Here is a 19,706-nt window from a genome sequence, read left to right on the forward strand (position 1 = left end):
GGAACGGATCGCGCACGAGGGTCCGCATGGTGAAATCCCGGCGCCTCCGACGGCGTGATTCTCGCCACGCCTGATCAGGGTTTCGCTCAGATGAGCGGAAGATGGGCGGCTGCACTTCTCAAAGGATGGCACTCAGTGCCATCCTGGTGATCATTTACGAGATGAACTCAGACGTGTCATCAGCCGCTCAGGTGAGCGGCTTTCGGTGATCGCGTACGGGGTGCCGTTCAAGAGGTGAACGCTGTAGGCCCCACCGGCTTACCTTCCTTTGACTTTCGATCTGCTGGCGGACGAGTGGTTACAGCCGTATGACGCACAAGTGGACGTACCCAGGCGCCTTCGATCTGGGTATGTTCCCCGTCGTCAGGGCAGCCACCGCGTCCTCGAGGAGTCGAGACCCGTGTCGGAAAACAAAGATCCCCACGTAGCCGAGAGCGGCGACAGCGGCGTCGAGTCCGTGAAGTTCGTCTATGACTTCGCGGAGGGCAACAAGGACCTCAAGGACCTCCTCGGCGGCAAGGGTGCCAACCTCGCCGAGATGACCAACCTGGGCCTCCCCGTCCCTCCCGGCTTCACCATCACCACCGAAGCCTGCAAGACCTACCTCGACAGCGGCGACGAGCCCGCGGCACTGCGTGACGAGGTGAGTGCGCACCTCGACGCCCTCGAAGCCACCATGGGCAAGAAGCTCGGCCAGTCCGACGACCCCCTCCTCGTCTCGGTCCGCTCCGGCGCGAAGTTCTCCATGCCCGGCATGATGGACACCGTCCTGAACATCGGCCTCTCCGACCGGTCCGTGCAGGGCCTCGCCCAGCAGGCCGGGGACGACCGCTTCGCGTGGGACTCGTACCGCCGGCTCATCCAGATGTTCGGCAAGACGGTCCTCGGCATCGACGGCGACCTCTTCGAGGAGGCGCTGGAGGCGGCCAAGCGCGCCAAGAAGGTCGAGGTCGACACCGACCTGGAGGCGGCCGACCTGAAGAAGCTCGTCACCAGGTTCAAGAAGATCGTCAAGGCCGAGGCGGGCCGGGACTTCCCGCAGGACCCGCGCGAGCAGATGGACCTCGCCATCCACGCGGTCTTCGACTCCTGGAACACCGAGCGCGCCAAGCTCTACCGCCGCCAGGAGCGCATCCCGCACGACCTCGGCACGGCCGTCAACGTCTGCTCCATGGTCTTCGGCAACCTGGGCCCCGACTCCGGCACCGGCGTCGCCTTCACCCGTGACCCGGCCTCCGGACACCAGGGCGTGTACGGCGACTACCTGCAGAACGCGCAGGGCGAGGACGTCGTCGCGGGCATCCGCAACACCGTCGCCCTCGCCGACCTGGAGCAGATCGACAAGAAGTCGTACGACCAGCTCATGGAGATCATGGCGACGCTGGAGAACCACTACAAGGATCTCTGCGACATCGAGTTCACCATCGAGCGCGGGCAGCTGTGGATGCTCCAGACCCGCGTCGGCAAGCGGACGGCCGGCGCCGCCTTCCGTATCGCCACCCAGCTCGTCGACCAGGGCGTGATCGACGAGGCCGAGGCGCTGCAGCGCGTCAACGGCGCCCAGCTCGCCCAGCTGATGTTCCCGCGGTTCGACGACGGGGCGAAGGTCGCGCAGATCGGCCGGGGCATCGCCGCCTCACCGGGCGCCGCGGTCGGCAAGGCGGTCTTTGACTCGTACACGGCCGTCAAGTGGTCCCGGTCCGGCGAGCAGGTCATCCTGGTCCGCCGCGAGACGAACCCCGACGACCTCGACGGCATGATCGCGGCCGAGGGCATCCTCACCTCGCGCGGCGGCAAGACCTCCCACGCGGCCGTCGTCGCGCGCGGCATGGGCAAGACCTGTGTGTGCGGTGCCGAGGAGCTGGAGGTCGACACCAAGCGGCGCCGGATGACGGTCCCCGGCGGCCACGTCGTCGAGGAGGGCGACGTGATCTCCATCGACGGCTCCAGCGGCAAGGTGTACCTGGGCGAGGTCCCGGTCGTCCCGTCCCCCGTCGTGGAGTACTTCGAGGGCCGTATGCACGCGGGCGCCGACGACGCGGACGAACTGGTCGAGGCGGTCCACCGGATCATGGCCTTCGCCGACCGCAAGCGCCGCCTGCGGGTGCGCGCCAACGCGGACAACGCCGAGGACGCGCTGCGCGCCCGCCGCTTCGGCGCCCAGGGCATCGGCCTGTGCCGTACCGAGCACATGTTCCTCGGCGACCGCCGCGAACTGGTCGAGCGGCTGATCCTCGCCGACACCGACGCCGAGCGCGAGGAGTCCCTGAAGCAGCTCCTGCCGCTCCAGAAGCAGGACTTCGTGCAGCTCTTCGAGGCGATGGACGGCCTGCCGGTCACCGTCCGCCTCCTGGACCCGCCGCTGCACGAGTTCCTGCCCGACATCACCGAGCTCTCGGTGCGGGTGGCCCTCGCGGAGGCCCGCCAGGACCCGCACGAGAACGAACTGCGGCTGCTCCAGGCCGTCCACCGGCTGCACGAGCAGAACCCGATGCTCGGCCTGCGCGGCGTACGCCTCGGGCTGGTCATCCCGGGCCTGTTCACCATGCAGGTACGGGCGATCGCCGAGGCCGCCGCCGAGCGCAAGAACGCCAAGGGCGATCCGCGCGCCGAGATCATGATCCCGCTCGTGGGCACGGTCCAGGAGCTGGAGATCGTCCGGGACGAGGCCGAGCAGGTCATCGCCGAGGTGCGCGAGCAGTCCGGGGTGGACCTGAAACTGGCGCTCGGCACGATGATCGAGCTGCCGCGGGCCGCGCTGACCGCGGGTCAGATCGCGGAGGCGGCCGAGTTCTTCTCCTTCGGCACCAACGACCTGACCCAGACGGTGTGGGGCTTCAGCCGGGACGACGTGGAGGCCAGCTTCTTCACGGCCTACCTGGAGAAGGGCATCTTCGGGGTCTCCCCGTTCGAGACCATCGACCGGGACGGCGTCGGCAAGCTCGTACGCGACGCCGTGACGGCCGGCCGCGAGACACGGCCCGACCTCAAGCTCGGCGTCTGCGGCGAGCACGGCGGCGACCCGGAGTCGGTCCACTTCTTCCACGAGGTGGGGCTCGACTACGTCTCCTGCTCGCCGTTCCGCATCCCCGTCGCACGGCTGGAGGCGGGCCGCGCGGCCTCGTCCTCGCAGGGCAGCGACCACCGGTAGCCCGGTCCGCAGGACCCGGGACCGTGATCCGCCCACCCACCCTCACCGACGGATCACGGCCCCGGTGCACGAAGAGGAGAAGGGGCGGCACCTGTGCGGAGGTGCCGCCCCTTCGCCGTGCGCCGACGTGTGCCGGGTCCGCCGGTGGTCAGCGGGTCAGGCGGGTCAGCGGGTGTCGCGGCGCCTGCGGACCGTGAACAGCACGCCGCCCCCGGCCAGCAGGACGGCCGCGCCGCCGGCGGCGAGGTACGGGGTGGCGCCGCTGCCGCCGGTCTCGGCCAGGTCGGTGGTCTCCTTGCCGGTACCCGTGCCGGTGCCGGTACCCGTGTCCGTGCCGGTGTCGGGGGAGTCGTCCCCGCCCTGGTCGCCCACGGGAACGAAGTCCGCCGGCGGCTTGTCGCAGCCGACGCCGTCCTGGTCGCGGTCCAGGTTCGCGCCGTAGTGCTCGTCGCCCTTGGCGATGTTCGCGTACCCGTTCTCGTACGCCTCGGTGCAGTTCTGGAACGGGTGCAGGCCGTCGTGGGCCTCGGCGGTGGCCGGCAGGACGGCGAGCGCGAGCGCGGCGAGGACCGCGGCGGCGGGCTTGCGGATCTGGTTCACGGGGAGCCCCTCATTTTTTGTCCCGATATCCGTATGCATGATCACTGAGAGGCGATCAGTCGGATTTGAGGTGACGAAAGTACGAGAGGGGCCGTTGGTGCTGCGGCGGAATGACGGACCCGTGATGCGAACGTGACGTGACCGGACGGTAGCTCTCCGCTCATGGGCCCGTCATCTGTAAAGCCGGCGGGAGGACTACGAGCGGAACGGGCCCCTCACCTCGTACGTGATGCCGCCGGACGAACTGCCGCTGGTGCCGCGCTGGCTGGAGAAGTAGAGGCGGGTGCCGTCGGGGGAGAAGGCCGGGCCGGTGATCTCCGAGCCGGACTGCCCGTCGATGCGCAGGAACGGGGCGATCACGTCGTTCGGCGTGATGACGCAGATTTCCATATTGCCGCCGTCCTCGGCGACGAACAGGTCGCCCGAGGACGTGCCCGTGATGTTGTCGACGCCGGTCAGCGGTGCCGTGCCGGAGGTCACGAGCGAGTCGTCGTACGCCAGCTCGTAGGTGTTGTCCGTGAGGTTGAGCTGCCAGACGCGGTTGTCACCCTTGGTGGTGAACCAGACCGTGTCGTCGGCGTAGTAGCAGCCCTCGCCGCCGTTGAACTTCTTCGAGCCGGAGACCTGCGTACGGGTCGTGGTGGGGGAGCCGTCCGGGTCGGGCACGTTCGCCCAGCTGAAGGAGCCCGAGGTGGCGGTCCCGGCGACCAGGACCTGGAGGGTGCCCGCGGACAGGCTGCCCCAGGTCGTCGGCACGAAGCGGTAGAGGCAGCCGTTCGTCTCGTCCTCCGTCAGGTACACCACCTTGCGCACCGGGTCGGCGGCGGCCGCCTCGTGCTTGAAGCGGCCCATGGCGTCCCGGCGCACCGACGCGTTCACACCCCACGGGTCGGTCTCGTACACATAGCCCAGGGACACCTCCTCGCAGGACAGCCAGGTGTTCCACGGAGTCCTGCCGCCCGCGCAGTTCTGCCGGGTGCCGGACAGGATGCGGTACGCGCCCGTGATCGCGCCGGCCGACGAGAACTTCACCGCGCTCGCACCGCCGGACGGGTTGATCTCCGAGTTGGACACGTAGATCCAGCCCGTGCCGTCCGCGTAACAGGCCCCGCCGTCGGGGGCGCTGTGCCAGGTGTACGAGGTGCCGGAGACCTGCTGGCCCGATCTGGCGATCACCCGGCTGGTGAAGCCGCTCGGCAGCCGGACGCCGTTCGCGTCCGCCGGGCCGAGTGCCCCGTACGGGCCCGCGCCGGGCTGGGCGGGCGCGGCGTGGGCGGCGCCGCGCCACAGGGTGCCGCCGAAGGCGGCCGACGAACCACCGAGTACGGCCGCGCGCAGGAGAGTACGACGTTCCACTGTCGCTCCAAGGGGGTACCGAGGCTGCCCCGTCCGCCGGTCGGGGACGGGGTCGCGCAACGCCGGAGCCTAGAAGTGCGGGGTGGACGTACCGTGGCCGCGTGGTGACATACGGACGTCACCCCTCGTCAGACCTTCAGGGCGTCGTACGTGACACCCGTCAGCCGCTCCGACGCCTCCCACAGCCGCCGCCCCGCCGTGTCGTTCCGGGTCCATCCGGCGCGCGACGCCTTCGCGGGTGAGCCGCGCCGGCCGAGGACCGACGGGCCGGTGAAGGAGTCCGGGCGGACACTGGGGGCCGTCGCCGCGTACAGGGTGGGCAGGGCGCCCGCCTCCGGTGACAGGGCGAAGAAGCGGCTGCCGGCGTCCATGAAGAGCTCCGCGGCCCTGCGGCCCTCCATCTTCGGGCCCGCGGTCATCAGGTTGGTCGCGGCGTAACCGGGGTGCGCGGACGCCGCCACCAGGTCGGAGCCGGTGGCGGCCAGCCGGCGGGCCAGCTCGTGCACGAACAGCAGGTTGGCCGTCTTCGAGCGTCCGTACGCGATCCAGCGCCGGTACGGGCGCTCGCTGTGCAGGTCGTCGATGTCGATGTTCGCCAGCCTGTGCAGGGCGCTGGACACGCTCACCACCCGCGCGCCGGGCGTGGCGAGCAGCGCCGGCATCAGCAGCCCGGTGAGCGCGAAGTGGCCGAGGTGGTTGACCCCGAACTGCGTCTCGAAACCGTCCGCGGTCCGGCCCTGCGGCAGCGCCATCACGCCCGCGTTGGCGACCAGCAGGTCGAGCCGGTCGTCCGCGCCCCGGTACGCCGCCGCGAACTCCCGCACGGAGCCCAGGTCCGCCAGGTCCAGCGGCCTGAACCGCACATCGGCGCCCGGTACCTCGCCGCACAGCCGGTCGACGGCCGCCCCGCCCCGCCGGTCGCTGCGGCAGGCGAGCACGACCCGCGCGCCCCGCCGCGCCAGCTCCCGGGCGGTGACGTACCCGATCCCGCTGTTGGCCCCGGTGACGACGGCGGTACGTCCGCGCTGGTCGGGAACGTCACGCACGTTCCAGCCGGTCATGACCTGGCTCCCTCCCGCACGGCGCCGCCCGGTGGGGGCTGGTCGCGCAGTCCCCCGCGCCCCTGACGGGGCGCGAGCTGCCAGCCTAGATGCCCCGGTAGGGGCGCGTGGAACGGCGCGACCAGCCACATCCGGGCCGCACCCGGCAACGCCCCGGGCGGAGCCCTACCCCACCCGCACCTCGTACGTCGCCAGGCGTACCGACTCGTCGTCCAGGCAGAGGCCCGACGCCAGGTCGAACCGCTGCTTGAGCAGCGGTGAGGCGACGAACGGCCGCCCCTGGTGGGAGCCGGTGAGACCGCGGGAGAGGACGGCCGCGCCGGAGAACGGGTCGCGGTTGTCGATGGCGTACAGCCGCCCCGAACGGTCCATGAACAGCGCCACCTGCCGCCCGTCCGGCAGCAGCGCGGCCACCCCCCGGCCGGGGAGCAGCACGGACAGGTCGCACACGGCGAACCAGTCGTCGCCGGTGCCGGTCGTGCCGGTCGCTCCGGCAGGCCGGAGCCGGACCGTGAGCGTCGTCGTCTCGGGGGCGAGCGTCATCGCTGGGCGCTTCCTTCCAGGGGGCGGGTGCCGATGGTCAGCAGCGGCAGGTCGGGCTTGATCTGGTCGCGTTCGGGGACGAAGCCGACGACCGGGTCGGGGGTGTCCGGCGCGTTGACGAAGGAGACGAAGCGGGACAGCTTCTCGGGGTCGTTGATGGTCTCGGCCCACTCGTCGCGGTAGGCGGCCACGTGCGCCGTCATCAGCGACTCCAGTTCCTCGCAGATGCCCAGCGAGTCGTCCACGACCACGTCACGGACGTGCTCCAGGCCGCCGGGGATCCGCTCCAGCCAGGTCGAGGTGCGCTCCAGGCGGTCGGCCGTGCGGATGTAGAACATCAGGAACCGGTCGACGAGCCGGATGAGTTCGGCGTCCGACAGGTCCTGGGCGAGCAGGTCCGCGTGGCGCGGGGTCGCGCCGCCGTTGCCGCCGACGTACAGGTTCCAGCCGTTGGCCGTGGCGATGATGCCGAAGTCCTTCGACTGGGCCTCCGCGCACTCGCGGGCACACCCCGACACCGCCGACTTGAGCTTGTGCGGGGAGCGCAGTCCCCGGTAGCGCAGCTCCAGGTCGATCGCCATGCGCACGGAGTCCTGGACGCCGTAGCGGCACCAGGTCTGCCCGACGCACGACTTGACCGTCCGCAGCGACTTCCCGTACGCGTGCCCGGACTCGAAGCCGGCGTCCACCAGCCTGGCCCAGATCAGCGGGAGCTGCTCGACGCGGGCGCCGAACATGTCGATCCGCTGACCACCCGTGATCTTCGTGTAGAGGCCGAAGTCGCGGGCCACCTCGCCGATCACGATGAGCTTCTCGGGGGTGATCTCGCCGCCGGGGATGCGCGGCACGATCGAGTACGAGCCGTTCTTCTGCAGGTTCGCGAGGAAGTGGTCGTTGGTGTCCTGGAGGGCGGCCTGTTCACCGGCCAGGACGTAGCTCTCGGCGCCGATCGTGGGCGCGAGCGAGGCGATGATCGAGCCGACCGTGGGCTTGCAGACCTCGCAGCCGTCGCCGCCCCGCGCGCCCTCGCGCCCGTACCGGTCGAGCAGCTGCTGGTACGAGGAGACGCGCAGGGCGAGGACGATCTCGTACAGCTCCTCGCGGGTCTGGGAGAAGCAGCCGCACAGGCCCTTGTCGACCTCGACGCCGCCCGCCTCCAGTTCGGAGGTGACGAGCTGGCCGAGCACCTTGACGCAACTCCCGCAGCCCGTACCGGCCTTGGTGCACTTCTTGACCTCGGGGACCGTCGTGCAGGAGTGCTTGGTGACCGCGCCGCGGATCGCGCCCTTGGTGACGTTGTGGCAGGAGCAGATGATCGCCTCGTCCGGCAGGGCGGACGGCCCGAGCTGGACGGGCGCGCCCGCGCCCGCCGGGAGGACGAGCTGCTCCGGGGCGATCGGGGGCACCGAGCCGGTGAAGGCCCGCAGGGTGCCGTACGCCTCCGCGTCGCCGACCAGGATGCCGCCGAGCAGCTCCCCGCCGGGCCCGATGACCAGCTTCTTGTACGTGCCCGAGCGGGAGTCCGCGTAGACGACGTCGAGGCAGTCGCCGGCGGTGCCGTGCGCGTCGCCGAAGGAGGCGACGTCGACACCGAGGAGCTTCAGCTTGGTCGACAGGTCGGCGCCGGTGAAGGAGGCCGCCTCGGCGGAGTCGGTGCGGGCGGCCCCGTCGGCGGCGATCGTGGCGGCGGCCGTCTCGGCCATCTCGTAGCCGGGGGCCACCAGTCCGTACACCCGGCCGTCCGCGGCGAGCGCGCACTCGCCGATCGCGAAGACGTGCGGGTCGGAGACCGTACGGCACTGCTCGTCGACGCTGATGCCGCCGCGCTCGCCCACGGTGAGCCCGCTGTCGCGGGCGAGCTGGTCACGGGGGCGTACGCCGGCCGAGAACACCACCAGATCGGTGGCGACCGTGGAGCCGTCGGAGAGCTTCATGCCGGTCACGGCGCCGTCCTCGCCGGTGACGACCTCCTGGGTGCCCGTGCCGGTGTGGACGGTCAGGCCCATGTTCTCGATGGTGCGCAGGAGCGCCGCGCCGCCGCCCTCGTCGACCTGGACGGGCATCAGCCGCGGTGCGAACTCCACGACGTGCGTGGCGAGTCCGAGCCCCTTCAGCGCGCCGGCCGCCTCCAGTCCGAGCAGCCCGCCGCCGACCACGGCGCCGGTCGTCGCCCGCGCCGTCGCGTACTCCTCGATGGCGAGCAGGTCCTCGATCGTGCGGTAGACGAAACAGCCCTCGGCGTCCTTGCCCGGTACGGGCGGCACGAACGGGAACGAGCCGGTGGCGAGGACCAGCGTGTCGTAGCCGACGACCAGACCGGAGCGGGCGGTGACCTTCCGGGCGGCCCGGTCGACGCTCTCGGCCGGGTCCCCGACGTGCAGCTCGATGCCGTGGTCCGCGATGAACCCCGGGTCCGTCACGGACAGTTCGTCGGGAGTGCGGCCCGAGAAGTACGAGGTGAGCTGCACGCGGTCGTACGCGGGACGCGGCTCCTCGCACAGCACGACCACGCGGTGCGTGGCGGTCAGGCCGCGCTCGGCGAGCGCTTCGAGGAAGCGCTGGCCGACCATGCCGTGGCCGACGAGCACGATCGTGGGGCGGGGGCCGGTCCCCACAGGTGCGGTCGTGGACATCAGGAGCCTCCATCGTTGGTGAGCAGGTGGAGCAGCGGGGCGCCGTCCGCGGGGAGCGGCTCCGCTCCCTCCCAGGCGCGGGCGAGGGCGCCGACGGTGCCGAGCTCGCCGACGAGGACCCCGCCCACCAGGCGGTCGTCGCGGACGACGACCTTGCGGTAGGTGCCGCGGGTCGCGTCGGTGAGCTGGATGACGTCGTCACCGGGAAGCGGGGTCTGCTCCCCGAAGGCGGCGAGGTCGAGGGGGCCGCCGGAGCCGAGAGGGCCGCCGGAGCCGAGGGGACTGCCCGGGGAGAGGGTCAGCCGGGTGAGGGCGCGGGTGCCGCCGTAACCAGCGGCGCCCGCCGCCGCGGTCCCCGCCAGCAACCCCGCCAGGACGTCGGCCTGTTCGAGCGCGGGGGCGGCCAGGCCGTAGACCTGGCCGTCGTGCTGCGCGCAGTCCCCGATCGCCCGGACGTGCGGGTCGGAGGTGCGCAGCTCGTCGTCGACGATGACGCCCTTGTGCACGGCGAGACCCGCGTCCTGGGCGAGACCCACGCGCGGATGCACCCCGCAGGCCAGCACCACCAGGTCGGCGCCGAGGGCGTACCCGTCGGCCATCTCGACCGAGCGGACCGCACCCTCGACGCAGCGCACACCGCGCACCCGGCTCTCGGTGTGCACCTCGACGCCGAGGTCCTCCAGATGCCGCAGCACCAGCCGGGAGGCCGACGGGTCGAGCTGACGTTCCATCAGGCGCTCGCCCTGCTGGGCCAGCACCACCTGCGCGCCGCGTTCGGCGAGCGCGCGGGCGGCCGAGACGCCGAGCAGCCCGCCGCCGATGACGACGGCCCGGGTGTCCTGCCGCACGGCCTGCGAGAGGCCCAGGCAGTCGTCCATCGTCCGGAACGCGTGCACGCCCGCAGGCAGCTCGTGCCGGCCGGGCCCGAACAGGCCGCGCAGGGGCGGGAGCACGGGGTTGGAGCCGGTGGCGAGGACCAGGGTGTCGTACGCGATCACCGTGTCGTCGGCGAGGTGCACCTGCCGCTCCGTGCGGTCGACGCGCACCACCCGGCCACGGATCAGCCGCTCGGGCGACGGGAGGGAGATGACCTCGGGGGCGTACCGCCCCGCCAGGACCTCCGCGAGCAGGACCCGGTTGTACGGGGTGTGCTCCTCCTCGCCGACGAGTACGGCGGACACGCCGAGCTCTCCGAGCCTGCGGGCGAGACGTACGCCCGCGAGGCCGGCGCCGATCACCACCACACGCGTATTCGAGGTCATGTACGGCAGCGTGCGGTGCGGGTGTTACCCGGCCGCATCACGACTGTTTCCCGCGGGGAACGCTGCCCTCAGCGGGAGCCGGGTCCGGATGTGAGGGGTTCGGTCAACCGAACCCCTGGCTTCCGTGCGAGCACCATCGATCGCCGGGCCGGGACACGGCAGGCTGGTCGCACCGGATCACGCCGGATCACGCCGGAAAGACTCGGACGGAGGAGCGGACATGGGCCAGGAACCCCGGCCGGACGTCGTCGGCAGGCACGTTCTCGACGGACGGGTCCGCGCCGTGGGCCGGACGGCCGGCTCCTTCGCGGCCCGCGCCGCGGCCACCACCGCGGGCCGTCCGCTCGCCGCCTTCCGCCCGCGGGCCCTCGCCGCCCTGCTCTACTCGGTGATCGCGTTCCCGCTCGCCCTCGCCGGGTGCCTGCTGACACTCGCGGGGCTGCTCGTCGGCGGGGTCCTATCCGTGACCACGCTGGGGCTGTGGATCCTCGCCCTGACCGTGCGGGGCGCGCTCGCGCTCGGGGCGCTGCAACGGTTCCTGGCACGCCGGCTGCTGCGCATGACGATCGAGGAGCCGCCCACCCCCACGGCACAGGGGGTCCTCGGCCGGCGGCGGGCTCTGCTCCTCGGCCGGACCAGCTGGCGGGCCGTCGGCTGCGCGCTCGGCGTGCCCGTCACGGCGGCGCTCGCGTACGCGACGGCCCTCGGCGCGTACGGATACGGGATCCAGGCGGCCCTGCACCCGCTGCTCAAGCGGTGGAACCACCACACCGTGCGGGACGGGGACTCCGTACGGCAGGTGTCGCTTGAGGTCTTCGGCTTCCAGCTCGACTCCTGGCCACGATGGCTGATCCCGGTGGCTGCGGGACTCCTGCTCCTGTCGGCGGCGCCCTGGCTGACCCGCCACGCCCTCACCCCGCACCGCCTGCTGCTCGCCGCCACGCTCGGCCCGAGCGGCGCGGACCGCCGCATCCGCACCCTGGAGGAGACCCGCGCCCAGGCCGTGGACGACGCGGCGGCCACCCTCCGGCGGATCGAACGCGACCTGCACGACGGGACCCAGGCCCGGCTCGTCGGGCTCGCCATGCATCTGACCATGATCCGGGAGCTGATCGGCGCGGACGCGGACCGCGCACAGCTCCTCACGGTCGTCGACACCGCCCGGGGCAACGCCAAGCAGGCCATCGCCGACCTGCGCCACCTCGTCAAGGGCATCCATCCGCCCGTACTGGACCAGGGCCTGGACACGGCCCTCGCCACCCTCGCGGCGGACGTGGCGCTGCCCGTCGGGGTCTTCGCGGACGTCGGGTCTCCCCGTCCGGCGCCCGCCGTGGAGTCCATCGCCTACTTCTGCGCGGCCGAACTCCTCGCCAACGCGGCCAAACACAGCGGTGCGCCGGGTGCCACGGTGCGGGTGACGGCACGCGACGGACTGCTCCGGCTCCGCGTCCGCGACGACGGCCGCGGGGGCGCGGCGATCGGCGCGGGCTCGGGGCTCACCGGCCTGCTCACCCGGGTACGGGCCGTCGACGGCACACTCACCTGCGACAGCCCGCCGGGAGGGCCTACGGTGGTCACCGTCGAACTGCCGTACTGAACCGCAGTACCGCAGTACTGAGCCGCAGTATTGAACCGCCGTACCGGACCGTCGTACCGACCACCACGAGGGGCACATGCGCGTTGTCATCGCCGAGGACTCCGCCCTCCTGCGCGACGGCCTGGTGCAGCTCCTCCAACTGCGGGGCGTGGAGGTCGCCGCGGCCGTCGGGGACGCCGACGCGCTGCTGACCGCCGTGGCCGAGCACCGCCCGGACGCCGCCGTCGTCGACATCCGGCTGCCTCCGACGCAGACGGACGAAGGGCTCCGGGCGGCCGTACGGCTGCGCGCGGACCACCCCGGCACAGGGGTGCTGATCTTCTCCCAGTACGTCGAGACCAAGTACGCCGCCCAGCTCCTGGGCACCAGCCCGGGCGGCGTCGGCTACCTCCTCAAGGAGCGGGTCGTCGACATCGGCGAGTTCGTGGACGCGCTGGAGCGGATCGCCGCCGGCGGGACCGCGCTCGACCCCGAGGTCGTCGCCCAGCTCTTCGGCGCGAGCCGCCGCGCCACCGCCCTGGACGCCCTCACACCCCGCGAGCGCGACGTGCTCGCGCTGATGGCCGAGGGGCGGACCAACCACGCGATCGCCGCGTCCTTCACCGTCTCGGAACGGGCCGTGGAGAAGCACATCGCCAACATCTTCGGCAAGCTCGGCCTGCCGCCCTCCGACACGCAGAACCGGCGGGTCCTCGCGGTCCTGCGCTACCTGGAGACGACGGGCTGACCCCCCGGGGCGACCGTCCCGGCTCCCGGCCGGGCCCCGGAAGCTCAGAAGTCCCTCAAGCTTCACGGGATCCATGGACGGCACATCTACCTCGTCCATAGGGTCGCGATCATGCCCGACATCTCACTGACCATGATCGTCGTCCTGTGCCTCGCCGCGCTCGCGGCCGGCTGGATCGACGCGGTCGTGGGCGGCGGCGGACTGCTCCTGCTCCCGGCGCTGCTGCTCGGGCTGCCGAACTCCGGCTCGGTCGCCCAGTACGCGCTCGGCACCAACAAGGCCGTGGCGATCGTCGGGACGACCGGCGCGGCGGTGACGTATGCGCGCAAGGCACCCGTGGACGTCGGCACGGCGGTACGGATCGGCCTCGCGGCGCTCGCCGGCTCCACGGCCGGGGCCTTCGTCGCCACCGGCATGAGCACCGACATCCTCAAACCGGTCGTCATGGTCGTCCTGCTGGGCGTCGGCACCTTCGTGATCCTGCGGCCCGCCTTCGGTACGGCGCCCTCGACCGAGCCCGTCACCCCGCGCCGCGTCCTCGCGGCCATCGGGCTCGGCGGCCTGGGCATCGGCTTCTACGACGGGCTCATCGGCCCCGGCACGGGTACGTTCCTCGTGCTGGCCCTGACCGCGCTGCTCCACCTCGACCTGGTGACGGCCTCCGCCACCGCGAAGATCGTCAACTGCTGCACCAACGCCGGCGCCCTCGCCACGTTCGCCTGGAAGGGCACGGTGTTCTGGCAGCTGGCCGCGCTGATGGCCGTGTTCAACCTCGTCGGCGGCATGGTCGGGGCGCACACCGCGCTCAAGAAGGGCAGCGGATTCGTCCGGGTCGTGCTGCTGACGGTGGTGTTCGCGCTGGTGGCGAAGCTCGCGTACGACTTCTGGCGCTGAGCGCTACCGGCGGGCGGGACCGGAGGCGGCCCCCGCTGCCGGACGGCTGCCGGTGAGGTGGGCGAAGACGACCACGTTGCCCTGGTAGCCGGTCACCGCCGACCAGCCGCCCCCGCAGGTGATCACGCGCAGCTCCGGACGCCGTGCCGCTCCGTACACCTTCTCGTCCGGGAAGTCGCGGGCGTCGTACACCTCGACCGCGTCGACGGAGAAGAGGGCGACGCCGCCGTCCCGGCGCCCGACCTCGATCGTGCTGCCCTTCTCCAGGGCGCCGAGGCGGTAGAAGACGGCGGGTCCTTCGGCGTTGTCGACATGGCCGGCGACGATCGCGGTGCCCGTCTCGCCCGGCGCGGTACCGGCCTCGTACCAGCCGGCGAGGTTCTTCCTGGCCGCGGGCGGCACGTCGAGGCTGCCCTGCGGGGTGAGCCCGAGGCCCATGAGGGGGGCGTCCACCCGGATCGAGGGGATGCGGACGCGGTCCGGCGGCGAGTGCGGCAGCGCGGTGGCGGCCGGCCGGCCGACGTGCCCGCCCGCACGGGCCTGCGCGGCCGACGGCTGGGGCGGCGTGTGCGTCTCCGCGCCCCGGTGCAGCAGCCAGGTGCCGCAGAGCAGGGCGACGAGGGTGGCCGCGGCTATGGAGATGTTGCTGAACGGGCGCACGTGAGCCGCCTCTCGGTTCTGTACGGCTGTGGGGGTCCCGCGTCCCCCTCCGGGCCGCGAGGGGCGTCGGGCCGGGAGGGGGAGGGGACGGCGGTACCGGTGGACAGCGGAGGGTGTCCGTCAGATCCCGTCGCCTCTCGCCCGGCGATGCAGGAGCCAGGTACCGCCCGCGGCGGCGACGGCGAGGGCCGCCACTCCCGCCGCGGTCTGCACGGGGTCGGGGCCGAGTGCGCCGCCGACCCCCGTCTTCACGCTTCCCCGCGGGGTGAGCCCCGGGCTGCTCTCCTGGGTGGAGGTGAGCGTGACGACCAGGTCGGCCGTCATCCGCAGGCCGCTCGAACAGCGCGCGACGATCTCGTACGTGCCCGGCTGCGCGGACGGCGGCACCTCGAACAGTCCGACCGCGGCGCCCTCGTGCGCGCTGGGGACCAGGGTGAAGCTGCCCGCGCCGACGGCGCCGGCGTCACCCGACACCGCGTCGTTCGCCCCGCATGCCGCCGTGTTCACCGTGACCTCGGCGCCGGGCGCGACGGTGGCCGGGTACAGCTCGATGGACCCCGCGCCTGCCCCGTACGCGGGGGCCGCGCAGAGGCCCGCCGCGGCGACGGCGAGAGCGGTACCGGTCAGCAGACGGGCTGTGCGCATCGTGCTTGCTCCTCCGAGGGTTCCGTACGTGGTCACGCCCTGCCCTCCCGAGGTAAGTGGCAGTCGAGGGCGTACGCCTCCTGATGTCACGTCAGAAGTGCGGTGAACGGGTGTCGGACGGAGGTCCCCGTCGCGCCACCCGGAGACGTTCCAGCAGGTCAGCGGTGTGACGGCGAGGTGCGGGCGAGAAGAACCCGAAGAGAGCGGGCGGCACGTGTGAACGGGTGACCGGGTCCGGGGCTTGACCTCAAGTTAAGTTGAGATGTGAGGCTCGCGGCCATGAACCCCACCACTGACGTTCCTGTCCCGCTCAAGGTCGCCGTCATCGTCGGCAGCAACCGGGAGGGCCGCTTCGGTCCTGTCGTCGCCGACTGGCTGCTCGGCCGGTTCCGTGAGCGCGACGACCTCACCGTCGAGGTCGTCGACACGGCCGACGCCGCGCTGCCGACGGCCCTGTCCCACTCCCCGTCCCCGGAGGTGACCGCGGAACTGGCGAAGGTCACGCCGAAGCTCGCCGGGGCGGACGCCTTCGTCGTCCTGACCCCCGAGTACAACCACTCGTTCCCCGCCTCGCTCAAGGGCCTCATCGACTGGCACTACGAGGAGTGGCGCGCCAAGCCCGTCGGCTTCGTCTCCTACGGCGGCGTCTCGGGCGGCCTGCGCGCCGTCGAACAGCTCCGCCAGGTCTTCGCCGAGCTGCACGCCGTCACCGTCCGCGACACCGTGTCCTTCCACAACGCCGGCGCGTCCTTCGACGACGCCGGCCGGCACCGGGACCCGTCGGGCCCGGACGCGGCGGCGAAGGCGATGCTGGACCAGCTGGCGTGGTGGGCCTTCGCGCTGCGCGACGCCAAGGCGGTGCGCCCGTACGGGAGTTGAGCGGGCGCTGAGGGGGGAAGCCGAGGGGGAGCCGTGCCGGCTATGCGTCGTCGGCGAGCGCCTCGGACACCGCCCGATGCGCCACGGCGGCGAGCACGGGGTTGGTGACCCGGTAGTGGTGCTCCGCCGTCAGCCCGAAGTACAGGGCCCAGCCCCGGCCGCGGGCCCAGGTCGCGTCATCGACGCCGGCCGCCTCGCGGAACAGGGGGCGGGTCTCGGAGGTGAACACGGCCCAGGCGGCGAGCACGTCGGCCGCCGGGTCGCCGGTGCCGAGGCCGCCGAAGTCGATGACCGCGCTGAGCCGGCCCCCACGGGCCAGCAGGTTGCCGGGCAGCAGGTCGCCGTGCAGCCAGACGGGGGCGCCGGTCCACCGGGGCAGCCGCAGGGCGTCCTCCCAGGCGGCGGTGGCGGTGTCCCCGTCCAGCGTGCCGTCCGCGCCCAGGTCGCGGATGGCGGCGCGGACGGGGAGGTCGTCGGTGAGGGGGCCGCCACGCCAGGACGGCGGACCATCGGCGGCGTCGACCCCGCGCAGGGCCGCGACGAACCGTCCCAACTCGGCCGCCGCTCGGGCGAGTTCGGCTTCCCCGGTGAGCGGTGCGTCGTAGATGTTCTCGCCGTCCAGCCAGCGGAAGACGCCCCACGGCAGCGGGTACCCCTGTCCGGGTGCGCCCTCGGCGAGCGGTACGGGGACGGGCAGCGGGAGGTGGGGGGCGAGCCGGGGGAGCCAGCGCTGCTCCTTCTCCACCTGGCCCGCTCCGCCGGGCTGCCGCGGCAGGCGTACGACCAGGTCGTCGCCGAGCCGGTACATGGCGTTGTCGGTCCCGGCCGACACCACCTGCTGCACCGGCAGCCCGGCCCACGCGGGGAACTGCTCACCGACCAGCCGCTCCACGAGCCCGGCGTCGATGTCGAACTCGCCGGGATTCATCTTGGCCGCGGGCGCCATGGGTCTCCGTGGGGTGGGGATGAGGGGCAGGGGGTGGGGGAGGGCTGGGCCGGGACGCCGGGTGCGACCGCGTCGTGGCCGCCCGCGCAGTTCCCCGCGCCCCTGACGGACCCCGACCACCCGAAGCGTAACCACCCACCCACCCCACCAGCCCCAGACGGCCCCGTCAGGGGCGCGGAAAACGGCGCGCTCAGCCTTCGCCCCGTCAGGGGCGCGGGGAACTGCGCGATCAGCCCCCCACCGGCCCGCAGCGCCCCACCGGCCTCAGACCACCCCCACCGGGCCGAAGGCCACCCCACCGGGCCGAAGGCCACCCCACCGGGCCGAAGGCCACCCCCCGGTCGGCTAAGGCCGCTCCAAGCGCACCGCGCACGCCTTGAACTCCGGCATACGCGACGTCGGGTCCAGAGCCGGATTCGTCAGCGTGTTGGCACGCCCCTCGCCCGGCCAGTGGAACGGCATGAACACCGTGTCGGGCCGGATCGCGGAGGTGATCCGGGCCGGTGCCACCGCCCGCCCGCGCCGGGACACGACCGCGAGAGGCTCCCCCTCCACGGCCCCCAGCCGCTCGGCCAGCCGGGGATGCAGCTCCACGAAGGGACCGGGCGCGGCGGCGTTCAGCTCGTCGACGCGACGGGTCTGGGCGCCCGACTGGTACTGGGACACCACCCGGCCCGTGGTCAGCAGCACCGGGTACTCGTCGTCGGGCTCCTCCGCCAGCGGCCGATGGCTCACGGCCACGAACCGGGCGCGGCCGTCCGCGGTGGCGAACCGCTCCAGGAACAGACGCGGCGTGCCGGGATGCACCCCGCCCGGACCGGCCCCGAGACCGGGTCCGGGTCCGGGACCGGTCCCGGGTCCGGGACCGGTCCCGGGTCCGGCGGACTCCGCCGCCGCACCCTCCGCCGGACACGGCCAGAACACCCCGTTCTCCTCCGCGAGGCGCCGGTACGTGATGCCCGAGTAGTCGGCGGGCCCGCCCGCACTGGCCCGGCGCAGCTCTTCGAAGACCTCCTCCGGGTCCGTGGGGAAGCCCTTCTCCACCCCCAGCCGGTCGGCCAGCTCGTGCATCACTTGGAGGTCGCTCCGGATGCCGTCCGGAGGCGTGATCGCCTGTCGGCGCAGCAGGACGCGGCCCTCCAGGTTGGTCGTCGTGCCCGTCTCCTCGGCCCACTGGGTGACGGGCAGCACGACATCGGCGAGCTCGGCGGTCTCGGACAGCACCACGTCGGCGACGGCCAGGAAGTCGAGCGAACGCAGCCGTTCCTCGATGTGCGCGGCCCGGGGCGCGGACACCACCGGGTTCGAGGCCATCAGCAGCAGCGCGCGGATGTCCGTACCCATGGCGTCGAGCAGCTCGTACGCGCTGCGCCCGGGCCCCGGCAGCGCGTCGGGGTCGACACCCCACACCTCGGCGACGTGCCGCCTGGCGGCCGGATCGTCGAGCTTGCGGTAGCCGGGCAACTGGTCGGCCTTCTGCCCGTGCTCCCGCCCGCCCTGCCCGTTGCCCTGCCCGGTGAGGCAGCCGTACCCGGAGAAGGGCCGCCCCGGACGCCCGGTCGCCAGACACAGGTTGATCCACGCGCCGACCGTGTCCGTGCCCTTGGAGTGCTGCTCGGGCCCGCGCGCGGTGAGCACCATCGCGGACTCGGGCTCACAGAACATGCGCACGGTCTCCCGGAGCTGCGGAACGGACACCCCCGTGATCCGCTCCACGTACTCCGGCCAGTGGGCCATCGCCGCGGCCCGCGCCTCCCCGAAGCCGCTCGTACGCTCCTGGATGTACGCCTCGTCCGTACGCCCCTCCGCCACCACCAGGTGCAACAGGCCGAGCGCCAGCGCGAGATCGGTGCCCGGGCGGGGCGCCAGATGCAGGTCGGCCTGCTCGGCAGTGCGCGTGCGACGCGGGTCGACGACGATCAGCTTGCCGCCGTTCTCCCGCAACTCCGTGAGGTAGCGGAGCGCCGGCGGCATGGTCTCGGCGAGGTTGGAGCCGACGAGGATCACGCACCCCGTCCGCGGGATGTCCTCCAGCGGGAAGGGCAGCCCCCGGTCCAGGCCGAACGCCTTGATGCCGCCGGCCGCCGCGGACGACATGCAGAAGCGTCCGTTGTAGTCGATCTGCGAGGTGCCCAGCACGACCCGGGCGAACTTGCCGAGCGCGTACGCCTTCTCGTTGGTCAGCCCGCCCCCGCCGAAGACCCCGCACGCGTCCGGGCCGTGCTCCGTACGCGTACGGGACAGCCCCTCGGCGATCCGGTCGAGCGCCTCGTCCCAGCCGGCCGGCCGCAGCACGCCGTCCGACGACCGGATCAGCGGGGAGGTCAGCCGCACCCGGGAGGAGAGCAGCGCGGGCGCGGTGCGGCCCTTGCCGCACAGGGCGCCCCGGTTCACCGGGAAGTCGGCGCGTTCCGTCACCTCGACCGCGCTGCCGCCGTCCTCGCCCGGCACGGGCGTCAGATTCATGCCGCACTGCAGGGCGCAGTACGGGCAGTGGGTGGGCGTCACGGAGGTCTGCATACGACTCAGCGTGCGTCGCACGTGTTACGCGGCGCGACGCACCCCGTTACGTGGCAGGCACGGGGACCTCCCCGCCCGGCCGGGACGGCCGTGAGGGCCGCCCCGACAGCGACGGCTGCGGGGGGGGGGGGGGGGGGGGCCCCCCCCCCGCGCCCCCCGGGCGCCCCCGCCCCCCCCCCCCCCGGCGGCGGGGGCCCCCCCCCCCACACCCCCCCCCCCCCCGGGCCCCCGC

The 19,706-nt window shown here is 72.9% G+C and carries 15 protein-coding genes; 5 read left to right on the forward strand and 10 right to left on the reverse strand.

Annotated features, from left to right (window positions below; all coding sequences use genetic code 11):
- Positions 1–400: 400 nt before the first annotated feature.
- Positions 401–3,151 carry a pyruvate, phosphate dikinase gene (gene ppdK, locus ACFYXC_RS02440; RefSeq protein ID WP_389545935.1) on the forward strand — a complete coding sequence of 917 codons (2,751 nt, stop codon included), beginning with the start codon at positions 401–403 and terminating at the stop codon, positions 3,149–3,151.
- A 165-nt stretch (positions 3,152–3,316) separates the two neighbouring features.
- Here ppdK and ACFYXC_RS02445 read toward each other — a convergent pair whose 3' ends face one another.
- The 6 genes from ACFYXC_RS02445 to ACFYXC_RS02470 form a co-directional block, all read right to left on the reverse strand.
- Positions 3,317–3,790, reverse strand: a complete 474-nt coding sequence (locus tag ACFYXC_RS02445) for an excalibur calcium-binding domain-containing protein (RefSeq protein WP_388908711.1) — start codon at positions 3,788–3,790, stop codon at positions 3,317–3,319.
- 156 nt (positions 3,791–3,946) lie between these two features.
- Positions 3,947–5,107 (reverse strand): alkaline phosphatase PhoX, encoded by a 1,161-nt coding sequence (locus ACFYXC_RS02450; protein ID WP_388908709.1) that lies wholly within the window; start codon positions 5,105–5,107, stop codon positions 3,947–3,949.
- 128 nt (positions 5,108–5,235) lie between these two features.
- Entirely contained in the window at positions 5,236–6,168 is a 933-nt protein-coding gene (locus ACFYXC_RS02455; RefSeq protein WP_389545938.1) for an oxidoreductase, read from the reverse strand.
- A 165-nt stretch (positions 6,169–6,333) separates the two neighbouring features.
- Entirely contained in the window at positions 6,334–6,711 is a 378-nt protein-coding gene (gene nirD / locus ACFYXC_RS02460; protein WP_388908705.1) for a nitrite reductase small subunit NirD, read from the reverse strand.
- Positions 6,708–9,344, reverse strand: coding sequence for a nitrite reductase large subunit NirB (gene nirB / locus ACFYXC_RS02465; protein WP_389545941.1), 2,637 nt, complete (start codon positions 9,342–9,344; stop codon positions 6,708–6,710). The genes nirD and nirB overlap by 4 nt, the downstream gene beginning before the upstream one ends.
- The gene (locus ACFYXC_RS02470; RefSeq protein WP_389545944.1) at positions 9,344–10,606 is read right to left on the reverse strand and encodes an NAD(P)/FAD-dependent oxidoreductase; all 1,263 of its coding nucleotides are present in this window, start codon (positions 10,604–10,606) and stop codon (positions 9,344–9,346) included. Before ACFYXC_RS02470 ends, nirB begins: the two co-directional genes overlap by 1 nt.
- A gap of 220 nt (positions 10,607–10,826) precedes the next feature.
- On the opposite strand from ACFYXC_RS02470, the gene ACFYXC_RS02475 reads away from it, so the two are divergent.
- The 3 genes from ACFYXC_RS02475 (at position 10,827) to ACFYXC_RS02485 (ending at position 13,824) form a co-directional block, all read left to right on the forward strand.
- Positions 10,827–12,203: a sensor histidine kinase gene (locus ACFYXC_RS02475; protein ID WP_389545947.1), complete on the forward strand. Its 1,377-nt coding sequence runs from the start codon at positions 10,827–10,829 to the stop codon at positions 12,201–12,203.
- 76 nt (positions 12,204–12,279) lie between these two features.
- Complete coding sequence (locus ACFYXC_RS02480; RefSeq protein WP_389545950.1) at positions 12,280–12,930, forward strand: response regulator; 651 nt, start codon at positions 12,280–12,282, stop codon at positions 12,928–12,930.
- Between the two features lie 111 nt (positions 12,931–13,041).
- Positions 13,042–13,824 carry a sulfite exporter TauE/SafE family protein gene (locus ACFYXC_RS02485; RefSeq protein WP_388908695.1) on the forward strand — a complete coding sequence of 261 codons (783 nt, stop codon included), beginning with the start codon at positions 13,042–13,044 and terminating at the stop codon, positions 13,822–13,824.
- Positions 13,825–13,827: 3 nt separating this feature from the next.
- On the opposite strand, the gene ACFYXC_RS02490 is transcribed toward ACFYXC_RS02485, so the two are convergent.
- The gene (locus ACFYXC_RS02490; protein ID WP_389545954.1) at positions 13,828–14,484 is read right to left on the reverse strand and encodes a class F sortase; all 657 of its coding nucleotides are present in this window, start codon (positions 14,482–14,484) and stop codon (positions 13,828–13,830) included.
- A 120-nt stretch (positions 14,485–14,604) separates the two neighbouring features.
- Complete coding sequence (locus tag ACFYXC_RS02495; RefSeq protein ID WP_388908691.1) at positions 14,605–15,129, reverse strand: hypothetical protein; 525 nt, start codon at positions 15,127–15,129, stop codon at positions 14,605–14,607.
- 279 nt (positions 15,130–15,408) lie between these two features.
- Between ACFYXC_RS02495 and ACFYXC_RS02500 the strand changes: the two genes are divergently transcribed.
- Entirely contained in the window at positions 15,409–16,008 is a 600-nt protein-coding gene (locus ACFYXC_RS02500; RefSeq protein ID WP_389545957.1) for an NADPH-dependent FMN reductase, read from the forward strand.
- 40 nt (positions 16,009–16,048) lie between these two features.
- On the opposite strand, the gene ACFYXC_RS02505 is transcribed toward ACFYXC_RS02500, so the two are convergent.
- Together ACFYXC_RS02505 and ACFYXC_RS02510 are read right to left on the reverse strand one after the other, a co-directional pair.
- Positions 16,049–16,954, reverse strand: coding sequence for an aminoglycoside phosphotransferase family protein (locus ACFYXC_RS02505; protein ID WP_389545960.1), 906 nt, complete (start codon positions 16,952–16,954; stop codon positions 16,049–16,051).
- Positions 16,955–17,299: 345 nt separating this feature from the next.
- A complete protein-coding gene (locus ACFYXC_RS02510; RefSeq protein ID WP_389545963.1) occupies positions 17,300–19,474 on the reverse strand; it encodes a molybdopterin oxidoreductase family protein in 2,175 nt (724 codons plus the stop codon).
- Positions 19,475–19,706 lie beyond the last annotated feature (232 nt).

Source organism: Streptomyces sp. NPDC002701, assembly GCF_042889045.1.
In the GTDB taxonomy this organism is placed as follows: Bacteria; Actinomycetota; Actinomycetes; order Streptomycetales; family Streptomycetaceae; genus Streptomyces.

Bases quoted from the DNA above. Each gene is read 5' to 3' on its own strand.
- ACFYXC_RS02455 (WP_389545938.1), bottom strand. From the start codon at position 6,168: ATGACCGGCTGGAACGTGCGTGACGTTCCCGACCAGCGCGGACGTACC.
- nirD (WP_388908705.1), bottom strand. From the start codon at position 6,711: ATGACGCTCGCCCCCGAGACGACGACGCTCACGGTCCGGCTCCGGCCT.
- ACFYXC_RS02470 (WP_389545944.1), bottom strand. From the start codon at position 10,606: ATGACCTCGAATACGCGTGTGGTGGTGATCGGCGCCGGCCTCGCGGGC.
- ACFYXC_RS02510 (WP_389545963.1), bottom strand. From the start codon at position 19,474: ATGCAGACCTCCGTGACGCCCACCCACTGCCCGTACTGCGCCCTGCAG.
- nirB (WP_389545941.1), bottom strand. From the start codon at position 9,344: ATGTCCACGACCGCACCTGTGGGGACCGGCCCCCGCCCCACGATCGTG.
- ACFYXC_RS02445 (WP_388908711.1), bottom strand. From the start codon at position 3,790: ATGCATACGGATATCGGGACAAAAAATGAGGGGCTCCCCGTGAACCAG.
- ACFYXC_RS02480 (WP_389545950.1), top strand. From the start codon at position 12,280: ATGCGCGTTGTCATCGCCGAGGACTCCGCCCTCCTGCGCGACGGCCTG.
- ACFYXC_RS02500 (WP_389545957.1), top strand. From the start codon at position 15,409: ATGAACCCCACCACTGACGTTCCTGTCCCGCTCAAGGTCGCCGTCATC.
- ACFYXC_RS02485 (WP_388908695.1), top strand. From the start codon at position 13,042: ATGCCCGACATCTCACTGACCATGATCGTCGTCCTGTGCCTCGCCGCG.
- ACFYXC_RS02475 (WP_389545947.1), top strand. From the start codon at position 10,827: ATGGGCCAGGAACCCCGGCCGGACGTCGTCGGCAGGCACGTTCTCGAC.
- ACFYXC_RS02505 (WP_389545960.1), bottom strand. From the start codon at position 16,954: ATGGCGCCCGCGGCCAAGATGAATCCCGGCGAGTTCGACATCGACGCC.
- ACFYXC_RS02495 (WP_388908691.1), bottom strand. From the start codon at position 15,129: ATGCGCACAGCCCGTCTGCTGACCGGTACCGCTCTCGCCGTCGCCGCG.